Source organism: Paraburkholderia sp. D1E (assembly GCF_052682275.1).
Map to the genome: position 1 here is coordinate 2,565,553 of NZ_JBQYMB010000001.1, position 12,670 is coordinate 2,578,222.

The following is a 12,670-nucleotide window of genomic DNA, read 5'->3' on the forward strand; positions in this document are numbered from 1 at the left end:
CGTGTGTATTTTGGTAAACGTATATTGCAATACACCATCAACTATCTCTATGAGATAACAAATGAACGAAGACATCCTTGTTTCAAACCATGGGCGCGTCGCCGTCATCACGTTGAATCGCCCGGCGCGCCTGAATGCGTGGACTACCGCGATGCGCGAGATGATCATCGACACCCTGGAGCGTTTCGACGCGGATGACGGTGTTGCCGCGATCGTCATGACAGGGGCGGGCGACCGTGCGTTTTCCGCAGGGCAAGATCTGTCGGAGGCGCATGACTTCGATGGCGAGCGCGCGGTCGCATGGGTCAAGGAGTGGGAGCGTTATTACACGGTTCTGCGTGGACTGAAGAAGCCGCTCGTCATGGCCTTGAACGGTACGGCAGCCGGCTCCGCGTTTCAGGTCGCATTGCTCGGCGACATCCGCGTCGGCCATCCTGGCGTGCGCATGGGGCAGCCGGAGATCAACGCGGGGATCGCCAGCACAACTGGCCCGTGGATCATGAGCGCGATGCTCGGTATGTCCCGCACCATCGAATTGACCCTGACCGGCCGTCTGATGGAGGCCGAAGAATGTCACCGCATCGGGCTGATACATCATCTCGTCCCGGCGGATCAGGTGTTCGCCAAGGCCCTCGAAATTGCCACTGAACTGGCCGCCAAACCGCCCATCGCGATGCGTCTCGACAAGCAGCGTTTCCGCGAGATGACGGAGCCGAGCTTTCGCGACGCGATCGAGGCGGGCGCGCGTATCCAGCGAGAAGCCTACGACTCCGGTGAGCCGGCGCGAATGATGGAAGCGTTCTTCCGCGAACGCGCGAAGTAAAGCAAACCGCGACCGTTTCTTTTCATCCTGTGCGGGAGACCTGAGCATGACGCAAGACTTCAACCTGACCCGGCGCCGCTTTCTGCAAGGCGTTGGCGGTGCCGCACTCGCTGGCGCCATTCCGGTACTGGCCGGCGCGCAGTCGAAACAGATCATCGTTTCCGATCCCGGCGGTCCGTACACCACCGCGTATCGCCAGGCGTTTTACGACCCTTTCGAAAAAGCCACCGGCATCAAGGTGGTGAGCGTTGCGCGTGAATCCCAACCGGTTGCGCAGTTTGCGGCGATGGTGCAAACCAGAAATTATGTCTGGGACGTCACCACGCTCACGCTTTCCGCAGACATTCCGTATCTGGAATCAAAAGGTTTTCTCGAACCGATCGGCTTGAAAGGCAGCGACTTCCCCGATGTAATGGCCGAAGCGGTGACGCCGAACTGGCTCGGCGTCGATGTCTATGCCACCGTGCTCGCTTACCGGCAGGACAAGTTTGGGCAAAACGGTCCGAAATCGTGGGCGGACTTCTGGGACGTCAAACGTTTTCCGGGCCGGCGCTGTTTGCGCCGCAGTCCGCTGGACACGCTCGAGCAGGCGCTGCTGGCCGACGGGGTTCCGCTCGACAAGCTTTACCCGCTTGATGTCGATCGCGCCTTCCGCAGTCTCGACCGGATCAAGCCGTACGTGAACATCTGGTGGACGTCCGGCGCGCAGGCCATGCAGGCGATCCAGAGCGGCGACGTTGACATGATCTCGGCGTGGAACGGCCGTGCCCAGGCCGCGCGCGACGGCGGCGCGCCGGTCGCGATTGTGTGGAACCAGGGACTCTATTCGATCGAAGGGTGGGGCATTCCGAAAGGCACCCCGCGCGCCGACTTCGCCCGGCAGTTCGTGCGCTTCTGCGGCGATGCGCAGCGCCAGGCCATGCTCACCGGCACGCTCGCTTACGGTCCGACCAACCGCAAGGCGTTCGACTCGATCCCGGCTGCTCGCGCCGCCATTCTGCCGACCGCGCCGGACAATCTGCGCAACATGCGCCTGCCGAGTCCGCAATGGTGGGCCGACAACCGTCAGAAGGTGACCGAGCGCTTCAATACCTGGATTATTTCCTGAGGAGCGGCGCGATGAGTGCGAAACTTGAAACGATCGGGATTGCGAAGAACTACGGCGAAACCGCCGCGCTGCAACCTACCGATCTGACCGTGCAGGCCGGCGAATTTCTCACCTTGCTGGGTCCCTCCGGATCCGGCAAGACCACGCTCCTGCAGATGATTTCCGGACTGGTCGCACCGACGGCAGGGCGCATCGAAATCGACGGCCGCGACGTGACGCACGTGGAGCCTGGCAAGCGCGGCATCGGCATGGTGTTTCAGAGCTATGCGCTGTTTCCGCATATGAGCGTGTGGGATAACGTGGCGTACGGCTTGCGGATGCGCCGCAAATCGCGCGAAGACGTCAGGCGAGCCGTCGACGACGCATTGACGATGGTACGCATGAACGATTACGCGAAGCGCTACCCGAAAGAGCTGTCGGGCGGCCAGCAGCAACGCGTCGCGCTGGCGCGCTGCTTCGCCTACCGGCCTTCTGTGATTCTGCTCGATGAGCCGCTCGGTGCGCTCGACAAGAAATTGCGCGAGCACATGCAGTCCGAGATTCGCCGCTTGCACAAGGAACTCGGCGCGACCTTCGTCTACGTGACGCACGACCAGGACGAAGCGTTGACGCTCTCCGATCGCATCTGCCTGATGAATCAGGCGCGTATCGAGCAGGTGGGTACACCCGTCGATCTGTACGACCGGCCAGCCACGCGTTTTGCGGCCAGTTTCATCGGTCATTCGAATCTGTTGGAAGGCGCCGTCGATCATGCGCGTGGCCCGCGCGGCGAGGCGATTTTGCTGACCGCCGGAGCTCGCGTGCCATTGCCGCAAACCGGCACCGGCGCGCCGGGGTCCCCGGGCGCAAAACATTGTCTGCTGCTGCGTCCGGAAGCGCCGCGTCTGGTCGAGCCGAAGAGCGGGTTCCTCGACGGGACGATCTCCGACATTGTGTTCTTTGGCAGCGATACCCGCGTGCAACTGACATTGTCCGACGGCAGCCACCTGAGTGTGCGTTGCGAACGCAGCCTGTCGCCGTGTGTCGGCGACACGGTCGGTCTGGTGTGGGACCCGCATCGCACCACGCTGCTGCGTGCCTGACCGACGCCAGGGAAAAATCATGACCATTGCTCTCGAGGCTCAGCCTTCGCGCGACACGGCGCGCCCACGCCGCTTCCGATGGCTCGCGCAGTCGATCCGTTTTCTGCCGATCGTTCCGACGCTGTTGTTCCTGCTGGTCTTCTTCATCGTGCCGGTCGGCGAGATTCTGCAAGGCGGGCTCTTCAATGCCGACGGCACGTTCGGCCTCGGCCAGTTCGAGCGGATCGCGCGCACGCCGGTCTACGCGAAAGTGTTGTGGATCACCTTCTCCATCTCATTCATGACGGCCGCGATTGCCGTGCTGCTCGGCTATCCGGTTGCGTATTTGCTGAGCCGGCTGTCGGCCCGTGCACGTGAACGGTGGCTACTCTGGATCATGCTGCCGTTCTGGACCAGCTACCTCGTCAAGACCTATGCGTGGATGCTGTTGCTGTCGAAGACAGGCGTGTTGTCGACCATTGCGCTGGCGCTGGGCCTCGTAAGCGAAACCAGCGGCACGATTCCGTCGCTGACCGGTGTGTTGATCGGCATGGTTCACGCGATGTTGCCGCTCGCGGTCATGACCATGTTGCCGGTGATGCGCGGCATCGACGATCGTCTCGCGCAAGCCGCCGAAACGCTCGGTGCGGAGCGTAGCACCAGCTTCTTCACCGTGTTTCTGCCGCTTTCCTCTCCAGGTGTCGCTGCGGCCGGTTTGCTCGTGTTCATTTCGAGCCTCGGCTTTTTCATCGTGCCCGCATTGCTCGGTTCGCCGAAGGAAACGATGATCGCGCAACTGGTGATCTCGTCGGTGCTTGAACTGTTCGACATGCGTTTTGCCGGCGCATTGTCGACGGTGTTGCTGCTGTGTTCGATCGTGATCTTCCTTGTCTACGACCGGATGGTTGGTCTGTCGTCGCTGACGGGCGAGGTGCAGGACAAGCGCCGCGGCTCGCGTGCGCAAGGCATAAAACTTGCGCTCCTGATGGCCGCGGGCAGGCTGGCCGCACCGCTCGTCAGACGCCGTATGGGTGCGGCGCCGTGCGCCGATAGCGGCTTCGGTCCATTGCGTATCTACACATTTGCGGTGCTTGCGGTACTGGTTGCGCCGGTGCTGTCGGTCATTCCGTATGCGTTCACGCGCAGCGACTTCATTGCGTTTCCGCCGCGACTGTTCAGTCTCCGTTGGTTCGGCACGTTTTTGCAATCGCCGGTATGGCAGAGCGCGCTGATCCGCTCGTTCGAAGTGGGCCTCGGCACGGCCGTGCTGTCGCTCGCGCTGGGCTTCGGTGCGACGCTGGCATTGACCCGCATGTCGCAGCGCGCGAGCAAACCACTGTTCGCTTTGCTGGTGGCTCCGCTGATCGTGCCGCGCATCGTGGTGGCGGTGGGGCTGCTGTATCTGTTTGCGACTCTCGGGCTGACGGGCACCAATGCCGGACTTGTGATCGGCCACACGGTACTGGCGATTCCCTATGTGGTGGTGACGCTCGCAGCGGGCTTCCGGCAATTCGACTGGCGTCTGGACGACGCTGCCCGGGTGATGGGCGCTTCACCCGCCAGACGCATTGCGACTATCGTGCTGCCGCTGTTGATGGCAAGCGTTACCGCGGCATTCCTGTTCGCCTTCATCGTGTCGTTCGATGACCTGACGATCGCGATTTTCGTCAGCGGCGGCATTAACACCACGCTGCCCAAACAGATGTGGGACGACATCCAGCTTGCCGTTACGCCGACGCTAGCAGCGGTGTCCACGACGCTGATCGTGCTGATCGCGCTGGTTGTCTTCATTTCGTCCCGGCTTCGCCGCACGACACGCTAACCGTTTCGTCTTCCTATTTTTGCCATGCACAGCTATTCAGAATACTTTGCTCACCGTTATCCGCAGGATGCGTTGGACTGCGCACCGCTGATCGTTGCCGGCCTGCGTGATACAGCCGCCGGCGCCATGCTCCATGTCAATGAACATGCGATCCCCCGCGCCGAAACCGCGCGGCGTGTCGCCCACCTGCAACGCTGGTTCGTCAGGCAGGGTCTCGTGGCCGGCGACCGCGTGGCCGTTATGCTCGGCAACAGCCCGGAACATATTCACATCATTTACGCACTGATTGTCAGCGGGCTGGTGTGGGTGCCGGTGAATACCAGGCTGCGCAGGGCCGGGCTCGAATACCTGCTCGGCCACGCGGAACCGAAACTGCTCGTGTCCGAGCCGAGATTCGATGAAGTGATCGACGGCGTCGATTGCGGCCGGACATCCCGCGTGCAGATGCCGGCCTTCGGCGCCGACGATACCAGCGCATGCCTGTGTGCGCCCCATATCGAACCATCCGATCCGCTGTGCGTGATCTACACGTCCGGTACGACAGGTGCGCCGAAAGGCGTTATCTTCACGCACCGGATGATGCGTATCGCGAGCGAAGCCGCCATTCGGGTCGCCGACATTCACCCCGGTGACCGGCTGTTATTGTGGGAGCCGCTGTGCCATATCGGCGGTGCGCAAATGCTGCTGGTGCCTTTTCTGGAGCCGGTGGAGCTCGACGTCGTGGCGCGTTTTTCCGCGACGCAGTTCTGGGCTCAGATCGCCCGCTCGCGCGCGACGCAATTGCATTATCTCGGTGGCGTGCTCGATATTCTGATGCAGCTTCCTGCCGAGGCCCAACCCGCCGCGCACACGATTCGCGTGGCGTGGGGCGCGGGCGTGAGTGCATCGGCCTGGGCGGCGATTGAATCGCGCTTGCAGGTGCGGTTGCGCGAGTGCTATGGCATGACGGAGTGCTCGAGTTTCGCCACGCTCAACGCGAACGGCAAGCCCGGTTCGGTCGGCAAGGCATTGCCGTGGATCGACGTGGAATTGCTCGATGAGAACGGCCAGGCCGTCGCGGACGGCGAGGCGGGCGAAATTGTGTTGTCGAGCCGTGTGGAGGGCGCCTTTCTGCCGGCCTACCTGAAGAATGGCGAGGCTACGCGAGCGGCGTTGCGCAACGGCAAACTGCACACCGGCGATAGTGCACGCCGGGACGCCGACGGCGACCTGTTCTTTGTCGGGCGCCGCACGGACAGCATGCGTGTGCGTGGCGAGAACGTGTCTGCATGGGAGATCGAGCGCGTGTTTGCGCAGCATCCCTCAATTCTCGCAAGCGCGGCGATCGGCGTGGCTTCGGAGATCGGTGAGCAGGATATTCTGCTGAACGTGCAGTTCAGGGACGCCGCCGTCGACTGGGAGTCGATGCATGCGTGGGCTGCGGAACGTCTCGCCAGCTTCCAGTTGCCGCGTTACTATCGGGCGGTGGTTCACTTTGAACTGACGCCTAGCGAGCGGGTAAAAAAACATCTTCTCCCGCGCGACCTCAGCGATGCGTGGGACCGAATCAGCAAGGTAGCAGCATGACAAGGTCTATCGCCAATAGATAACCTATTATCTTCATGCGATAATGATTACCTGTTAGAACAACAGGTTTTTATCGTGACCACTGCGTTGTCCAAACCCCCGCGTAAGAAAAAGAGTGACGCGACCGCCGTCACGCAAGCCGCTGCCGACCCGACTGCGTCTTCCCTGTATGTGCAGTCGGTCGAGAAAGCGATGACCGTGCTCACGGCGTTCGACGGCAGCAAGCGGCAATTGTCGCTTTCGGAGATTGCCGCCCTCACGGGCTTCGATATGAGCGCTACACAGCGTTTTACGTTCACGCTTGCAGCGCTTGGGTATCTGTTCAAAGACCCGGATAGCCGCAAGTACGAATTGTCGCCCAAGCTGCTCGATTTCACGTACCACTATCTGACCTCGAACGATCTGGTCAGCCGTGCCACGCCGTATTTGCAGCAACTTGGGTCAGAGACCGAGGAAGCCACCAATCTCACGGTTCTCGACGATACGGACATTATCTTCGTGCTGCGCATAGTCAGCCGCAATGTTTTCAACGCGCATGTGATTACCGGCTCGCGTTTGCCGGCCTATTGCACCGCGCCAGGACTCGCGATTCTCGCTACCTTCGGCGACGACGAGATCGACGATATTCTTGGCCGCACGAATCTGGTGGCGTACACGGCGGCTACCGTTTATCAGCCGCGCAAAATCAAGGAGCGCATTGCGCAGATTCGCAAGCAGGGATATGCACATACGGAAGACGAGTACTTCGTCAGTGATATTTCTACGGCAGCAGCTATTACGAATGCGCAGGGGCGTGCGGTCGGTGCGGTCAATATCGCGGTTGCGCGGCCGCGTTGGCAGCCGGATCGCGACGAGCGGCGCTTTGCCGACCTTGTGATATCGACGGCATCCGCGATTTCATCGCGGCGAAGAGCGGATTAAGGCTCTGTCTGAATACAAAAACTCCTCCTTGCTTTTCCGATTTGTTTAACTATAGTGTTAAATATTAACTGGAAGGTTTATAAAAGGAGGCAATCATGAACGGGCCGTTTCATCGTCCTTCGCTGGGCGCGTCGGTGTACTACAAGGACCCGTTTGCCGCGCTCGACTGGCTCGAGAAAGCGTTCGGCTTCGAGCGTCAGATGGTGATCACGGATAGCGACGGCCAGTTGGGCCACTCGGAAATGCGCTTCGGCGACAGCTACGTAATGATCTGCCGCGAATGGTCGGAAGACGCGGCGAGCCCGGCTTCGATCGGTGGCAAGAATACGCAATCGGTGCATGTGCAGCTGCGCGAGGGTATCGACGAACATTGCACCCGCGCGCGCGCCGCGGGCGCCGTAATCACCCGCGAGCCGGCGGATCAGTTTTACGGCGACCGTGTTTATGCGGCGCGCGATCCGGAAGGGCACGTCTGGAGCTTCGGTCAGACGGTTCGCGAGGTGTCGCGCGAGGAAGCTGAGCGCGTGAGCGGACTGAAAATCGAAGGCTGGGTATAAGCGATGGGATTGCCAGCCAGCGTCTCGCTCGACCGCACGTTGGCCGCACTAGCCGATCCGAACCGGCGTCAGGTGGTCGATCTGCTCAGCCAGCAGCCGATGCGCGCCGGTGAACTCGCGCAAGCCACCGGTCTTTCGCCGCAGGCCATGAGCCGGCATTTGCGTGTGCTGCGCTCGAGCGAGTTGATCGAAGAATCGCATGACGGTGTCGATGCGCGCGTGCGTCTTTACGTGCTGCGATCGGCGCCAATGAGCGAACTGAAGGCATGGCTCGAACAGACCGAAGCTTTATGGTCCGAGCAATTGCTGTCGTTCAAGGCGCATCTGGAGCAGCAGGAATGAGTTCGCGCGTGCAGGTGTCGCTACGCGTTGCGGCAACACCGCAGCGCGCATTCGATGTGTTCACGCGCGAGATCGGCAGATGGTGGCGGCCGAACGCGCTGTTTCAGTTCACGCCGCAAGGCGCGGGCATGCTGTCGTTCGAATCTTCGCCGGAGTGTGGCGAACACGGGCGCCTCGTCGAAACACAACCGGACGGCCGCGTGTTCGAGATCGGCAGAGTCACGGCCTGGGAGCCGGGCGAGCGCCTGGCATTTGGCTGGCATCAGGCCAGTTTCACCGAGGCGCAGCACACGCATGTCGAGGTGCGTTTCGAAGCGGTGGGCGACGAAACGCGCGTGACGGTCGAGCATCGCGGCTGGGATACGGTGCCGCAGGACCATGTGGCGCGCCACCATTTCCCCGAGCGCGTGTTTCTGTTGCGGCACGGCGAGTGGTGGCAGGTTTTGCTGGCGTCTCTACGTTCAGAGGTACAGGCCGCGGCGCCGCTTCAATGAGCGCGCAACCTTCGGTTGACGAAGCGCCACACGGCGCTCACCAGCAGCGATCCTACGCCGAGCGAGACCCCCAGCAGCACGATCGAACTCATATGATCGCGCACCAGCGGCACATTGCCGAACAGATAGCCGGCCGCCACTAGCGACCCAATCCACAGCGCCGCGCCCGCCGTGACGAACGACACGAAACGTGCAAACGTCATGCGCGAAACGCCGGCGACGAACGGCGCGAATGTACGCACGACGGCAATGAACGGCGACAGCAGAAAGGTCAGACCGCCGCGCGCTTCGTAAAACGCATGCGCTTTACGCAATGCGTTCTTGTCGAGCCAGCGGTAGTCGGCGGTATAGACTTTCTCGCCGATCGCGCGGCCGATCGCATAGTCGACAATGCTGCCGGCCACGGTGGCGGCGAACAGCACAGGGATCACGAGCCACACATTCAGCGCGCCGGTTGCGGCCAGACCCCCGCAGATGAAAATCAGCGGATCGCCCGGCAAAAAGAATAACGGCAGGAAGCCGATCTCGACGAACACGACGAGAAACAGCATCGCGTAGACGGCCGTGCCGTATTGCACGATCAAACCGCTCAGGTGCTGGTCGAAGTGCAGGGCGACCTGCAGCACATGCATGAAATCCATCTTGGTTCGAAAGGGATTTAGGTGTTCAGGAGTTTAGTCCTGTGGCGGCGCGGGCACTTGTTTATTTCGCGGTGGTGATGTCAATATTGAAGCCTGCGTTGCCGAACCACGTCTGAAAAATCTCTACGAAACGCTTATGCAATACGCTTCCAACTTCACATTCCGCCTTGCCGGGCCTCACGATGCAGACGCTATCCGTACGATCGAATTCGAGGCAGGCCAGCGCTTTGTCAGCGTCGGCATGACCGGTATCGCCGATGCAGCGCCGATGGAGCTGGAATTCGTCTATCGCAAGATCGACGCGCAGCAGATCGTCGTCGCCGTGGATGCTGATGCGAGCTGTGTGGGGTTCGTAATGTTCGAGCCGCAGCCCGGGTGCTTCTACGTTCAGGAGGTCGACGTGTTGAGGTCGCATGCCGGGCAACGCATCGGCGCTGCGCTAATCGAGCAGGTCGCGCAACGCGCGCTTGCACAACAGGTGACGCAACTCACGCTGTCGACGTTTCGCGAGGTGCCGTGGAATGCGCCGTACTATCGGCAGCTAGGCTTTCGCGATATCGAGGAGGCCGATCTCGATGCGGCGTTGATCGCCCGGCGCGCCGCACATATCGCGCGAGGACTCGACGAATCGAAGCGCGTGTTCATGCGGCGAGATCTGACATGACAGCGGGCGCGGGGCCTGGGTTGCTTGTGGCGCGGGGCATGTGTGCCGCGCGCAACGTCCGGTGCATAAAAAGAGTGCGGCGGGTGTGACCGGATAACGTTCCGGCCACACCCGCCGCGTGGTCTTGCAGCGTAGTACGGGTAACTTGCCGCTTTAACGAGGCGGCTTATGCTCCGCAGGCTTCAAGTCCTTACTCGACAGTTTCCAGCGTCGGATAGTCCACGTAGCCGGTTTCTCCGCGTGCATAGTACGTCGCCGGATTCGGCTTGTTCAGCGGAGCGTTCGTCTCGAAGCGGCGCACCAGATCCGGATTCGCGATGAACAATTGACCCCATGCCACCGCGTCCGCTTCACCCGCGTCGAGCACGTGCTGCGCAGTTTCCTTGGTGAACTTTTCGTTCGCGATGTACGGGCCGCCGAATGCCTTCTTCAGTTGCGGGCCAAGGCGGTCGTCGCCGAGCGCTTCGCGAGCGGCGATAAACGCAATCTTGCGCTTGCCGAGTTCGCGTGCCACGTAACCGAAGGTCGCTGCCGGATCCGAATCACCCATGGTGTGCGAATCGCGGCGCGGTGCGAGGTGCACGCCGACACGGTTCGCGCCCCAGACGTCGATACAGGCGTCCGTGATTTCGAGCAGCAGGCGGGCGCGGTTTTCGATCGGGCCGCCGTAGGTGTCGGTACGCTTGTTGGTGCTGTCCTGCAGGAACTGGTCGAGCAGATAGCCGTTCGCGCCGTGTACTTCCACACCGTCAAAACCTGCCGCCTTCGCGTTTTCGGCGCCCTTGCGGAACGCGTCGACGACACCGGCGATTTCGTCGAGTTCAAGTGCGCGCGGCGTCACGTATGGACGCTCCGGACGCACCAGGCTCACGTGACCTTGGGCTGCGATGGCGCTCGGCGCGACCGGCAGTTCGCCGTTCAGGAACAGCGGGTCCGAAATACGGCCGACGTGCCACAGTTGCAGGAAGATCTTGCCGCCGGCTGCGTGCACGGCGTTCGTGACGATCTTCCAGCCTTCGACCTGTTCCTGCGACCAGATGCCCGGAGTTTCGGCATAACCGACACCTTGCGGCGTGACCGAAGTGGCTTCGCTGATGATCAACCCTGCCGTGGCGCGTTCGGCGTAGTACTTCGCCATCAGCGCGTTCGGCACGCGGATTTCTTCAGCGCGTTGACGCGTGAGCGGCGCCATGATGATGCGATTTGACAACGTAATGTCGCCAATCTGGAGCGGGTCAAAAAGAGTCGGCATATGAGTTCACCTTGGGTGGCGGGCACGTGGCCCTAGCCTTAAAAAACTGCATGATGAAAGAAGCGTGGCGATGTGGATGACGCGTTCAGAGCCCGGTGTTCATGTGCTCGATAAACGCCTGAATGACGGCCTCGTTGCGTTTGAAAAACACCCATTGACCAACCCGCTTCGACGTGACGAGACCGGCCCGCTGCAAAGCGGCGAGATGCGCCGACACGGTGGACTGCGACAGGCCGCAGCGCGCGTCGATCTTGCCGGCGCACACGCCGTAGTCGAGCGGCAGGTCCTGGTCGGAGAAATGCGCATACGGCTCGCGCAGCCAGCCGAGAATCTCCCGCCGAACAGGGTTGGCAAGCGCTTTGTGAATCGCGTCGATATCGAGCGTCATGTGAGTCAGTTTCAGGTCATCGACAACGGGCAGACGTGGCGCCGGTTAGCGCTCACGCATCTACATCGCTACAAGACGAATCATATATCGCAATTTTACGATATGCTTGAAGCCATTACTGGCAATGGGGTCGATAGCTATCGTTGATCGAGGAGGCGGCCGCCAATGCATCGCTCGCGACGAGGCAAGACCGAGCTCGCGTCTCTCCGATCATTTTGTCATGGTGACGAAATCACGGCTGCTTGCGTGACTTTCCTCTGCCCGTGGTTTGCACTTCGGGTGTGCGCCCCTCGTCACCTTCCCGGCTCCATTGTTCAAGCAGCATGCGTGTCTGTCCCCGTATGGTCGACTTGATCTGCTCTGCCTTCTCCAGATCGATGTTTTTCCAGCCGAGCAGCGACAACGTCGAGCGATGCGCGACGTGAAAAATCACCAGTTGCCCATGCAGACTGAACGTGCGGATCAGTGTGACGGGATCGTCGGCGGCACGTCCGGAAATTCGCGCCACCAGCGCCGCGCTCGCATTGTTTAGCGGTTCGCGGATCCGGCAGCTCAGAATCCGCGTCGCGCTTTCGGGCTCATAGCCAGCCTGCTCGCGCGCGAAGAAAAGCCGTCGGCCCGGATTGTTCGCTTTCGCGAAGGCGCTGTCCGCGATCGCTTCCTGAATGCGGATGAAGGCATCGATCAACGCCGCAGTGTCCGCGTTGTCACGCAGCGCTTCCTGCGCCTGCTCGATGGGCGGCCCGAATGTTTTCCATGCATCGTCGGCGAGCATTTCGACACACGCGCGATACACGCCTTCCTTATTCTCGAAGTAGTACTGCAGTGCAGGCGCGTTGACGCCGGCGTGAGCCGCGATGTCGCGCGTCGACGCGCCATCAAAACCGTGTTCACCAAATAGTTCGACCGCCGCCTCGATGATCCGGAGACGCGTCTCGTTGCCGCGCGCATAGCCGCCCTCCGGCGGACGACGCAGCCTCTTTGCGGTGTTCATGCATTTCTCTCCGCATTTCTCTTCATTACGCCCGAAG

At 61.3% G+C, this 12,670-nt stretch carries 14 protein-coding genes; 10 read left to right on the top strand and 4 right to left on the bottom strand.

Features of this window, described 5'->3' with window-relative positions; genetic code table 11:
- Positions 1-61 precede the first annotated feature (61 nt).
- From ACUN0E_RS11610 to ACUN0E_RS11650, 9 genes are all read left to right on the top strand, one after another.
- Positions 62-823, top strand: a complete 762-nt coding sequence (locus ACUN0E_RS11610) for an enoyl-CoA hydratase/isomerase family protein (RefSeq protein ID WP_445566661.1) — start codon at positions 62-64, stop codon at positions 821-823.
- A 46-nt stretch (positions 824-869) separates the two neighbouring features.
- Positions 870-1,931 carry an ABC transporter substrate-binding protein gene (locus ACUN0E_RS11615; RefSeq protein ID WP_408520674.1) on the top strand — a complete coding sequence of 354 codons (1,062 nt, stop codon included), beginning with the start codon at positions 870-872 and terminating at the stop codon, positions 1,929-1,931.
- Positions 1,932-1,942: 11 nt separating this feature from the next.
- Positions 1,943-3,013 (top strand): ABC transporter ATP-binding protein, encoded by a 1,071-nt coding sequence (locus ACUN0E_RS11620; RefSeq protein ID WP_408235621.1) that lies wholly within the window; start codon positions 1,943-1,945, stop codon positions 3,011-3,013.
- A gap of 19 nt (positions 3,014-3,032) precedes the next feature.
- Positions 3,033-4,814, top strand: coding sequence for an ABC transporter permease subunit (locus ACUN0E_RS11625; protein WP_408391387.1), 1,782 nt, complete (start codon positions 3,033-3,035; stop codon positions 4,812-4,814).
- A 24-nt stretch (positions 4,815-4,838) separates the two neighbouring features.
- Positions 4,839-6,380: an AMP-binding protein gene (locus ACUN0E_RS11630; RefSeq protein ID WP_445566662.1), complete on the top strand. Its 1,542-nt coding sequence runs from the start codon at positions 4,839-4,841 to the stop codon at positions 6,378-6,380.
- An 87-nt stretch (positions 6,381-6,467) separates the two neighbouring features.
- Positions 6,468-7,301, top strand: coding sequence for an IclR family transcriptional regulator (locus ACUN0E_RS11635; RefSeq protein ID WP_408235838.1), 834 nt, complete (start codon positions 6,468-6,470; stop codon positions 7,299-7,301).
- Positions 7,302-7,396: 95 nt separating this feature from the next.
- Positions 7,397-7,858 carry a VOC family protein gene (locus ACUN0E_RS11640; RefSeq protein ID WP_445566663.1) on the top strand — a complete coding sequence of 154 codons (462 nt, stop codon included), beginning with the start codon at positions 7,397-7,399 and terminating at the stop codon, positions 7,856-7,858.
- Between the two features lie 3 nt (positions 7,859-7,861).
- Positions 7,862-8,200, top strand: a complete 339-nt coding sequence (locus ACUN0E_RS11645; protein ID WP_054039157.1) for an ArsR/SmtB family transcription factor — start codon at positions 7,862-7,864, stop codon at positions 8,198-8,200.
- Positions 8,197-8,694 carry an SRPBCC family protein gene (locus ACUN0E_RS11650; protein WP_445566664.1) on the top strand — a complete coding sequence of 166 codons (498 nt, stop codon included), beginning with the start codon at positions 8,197-8,199 and terminating at the stop codon, positions 8,692-8,694. The genes ACUN0E_RS11645 and ACUN0E_RS11650 overlap by 4 nt, the downstream gene beginning before the upstream one ends.
- Here ACUN0E_RS11650 and ACUN0E_RS11655 read toward each other — a convergent pair.
- The gene (locus ACUN0E_RS11655) at positions 8,688-9,335 is read right to left on the bottom strand and encodes a VTT domain-containing protein (RefSeq protein WP_445566665.1); all 648 of its coding nucleotides are present in this window, start codon (positions 9,333-9,335) and stop codon (positions 8,688-8,690) included. The genes ACUN0E_RS11650 and ACUN0E_RS11655 overlap by 7 nt on opposite strands.
- Before the next feature lie 136 nt (positions 9,336-9,471).
- Between ACUN0E_RS11655 and ACUN0E_RS11660 the strand changes: the two genes are divergently transcribed.
- A complete protein-coding gene (locus ACUN0E_RS11660) occupies positions 9,472-9,999 on the top strand; it encodes a GNAT family N-acetyltransferase (RefSeq protein ID WP_445566666.1) in 528 nt (175 codons plus the stop codon).
- Positions 10,000-10,189: 190 nt separating this feature from the next.
- On the opposite strand, the gene ACUN0E_RS11665 is transcribed toward ACUN0E_RS11660, so the two are convergent.
- The 3 genes from ACUN0E_RS11665 to ACUN0E_RS11675 form a co-directional block, all read right to left on the bottom strand.
- Positions 10,190-11,251: an alkene reductase gene (locus ACUN0E_RS11665; protein ID WP_445566667.1), complete on the bottom strand. Its 1,062-nt coding sequence runs from the start codon at positions 11,249-11,251 to the stop codon at positions 10,190-10,192.
- 85 nt (positions 11,252-11,336) lie between these two features.
- Positions 11,337-11,639, bottom strand: a complete 303-nt coding sequence (locus ACUN0E_RS11670; protein WP_325044586.1) for an ArsR/SmtB family transcription factor — start codon at positions 11,637-11,639, stop codon at positions 11,337-11,339.
- Positions 11,640-11,871: 232 nt separating this feature from the next.
- Complete coding sequence (locus ACUN0E_RS11675) at positions 11,872-12,633, bottom strand: CerR family C-terminal domain-containing protein (protein WP_445566668.1); 762 nt, start codon at positions 12,631-12,633, stop codon at positions 11,872-11,874.
- Between the last annotated feature and the right edge of the window lie 37 nt (positions 12,634-12,670).

What these genes read in the sequence shown, in the direction of transcription:
- ACUN0E_RS11655 (WP_445566665.1), bottom strand. Translation starts at nt 9,335, where the DNA reads ATGGATTTCATGCATGTGCTGCAGGTCGCCCTGCACTTCGACCAGCAC.
- ACUN0E_RS11620 (WP_408235621.1), top strand. Translation starts at nt 1,943, where the DNA reads ATGAGTGCGAAACTTGAAACGATCGGGATTGCGAAGAACTACGGCGAA.
- ACUN0E_RS11650 (WP_445566664.1), top strand. Translation starts at nt 8,197, where the DNA reads ATGAGTTCGCGCGTGCAGGTGTCGCTACGCGTTGCGGCAACACCGCAG.
- ACUN0E_RS11615 (WP_408520674.1), top strand. Translation starts at nt 870, where the DNA reads ATGACGCAAGACTTCAACCTGACCCGGCGCCGCTTTCTGCAAGGCGTT.
- ACUN0E_RS11645 (WP_054039157.1), top strand. Translation starts at nt 7,862, where the DNA reads ATGGGATTGCCAGCCAGCGTCTCGCTCGACCGCACGTTGGCCGCACTA.
- ACUN0E_RS11665 (WP_445566667.1), bottom strand. Translation starts at nt 11,251, where the DNA reads ATGCCGACTCTTTTTGACCCGCTCCAGATTGGCGACATTACGTTGTCA.
- ACUN0E_RS11630 (WP_445566662.1), top strand. Translation starts at nt 4,839, where the DNA reads ATGCACAGCTATTCAGAATACTTTGCTCACCGTTATCCGCAGGATGCG.
- ACUN0E_RS11660 (WP_445566666.1), top strand. Translation starts at nt 9,472, where the DNA reads ATGCAATACGCTTCCAACTTCACATTCCGCCTTGCCGGGCCTCACGAT.
- ACUN0E_RS11675 (WP_445566668.1), bottom strand. Translation starts at nt 12,633, where the DNA reads ATGAACACCGCAAAGAGGCTGCGTCGTCCGCCGGAGGGCGGCTATGCG.
- ACUN0E_RS11640 (WP_445566663.1), top strand. Translation starts at nt 7,397, where the DNA reads ATGAACGGGCCGTTTCATCGTCCTTCGCTGGGCGCGTCGGTGTACTAC.
- ACUN0E_RS11610 (WP_445566661.1), top strand. Translation starts at nt 62, where the DNA reads ATGAACGAAGACATCCTTGTTTCAAACCATGGGCGCGTCGCCGTCATC.
- ACUN0E_RS11670 (WP_325044586.1), bottom strand. Translation starts at nt 11,639, where the DNA reads ATGACGCTCGATATCGACGCGATTCACAAAGCGCTTGCCAACCCTGTT.
- ACUN0E_RS11625 (WP_408391387.1), top strand. Translation starts at nt 3,033, where the DNA reads ATGACCATTGCTCTCGAGGCTCAGCCTTCGCGCGACACGGCGCGCCCA.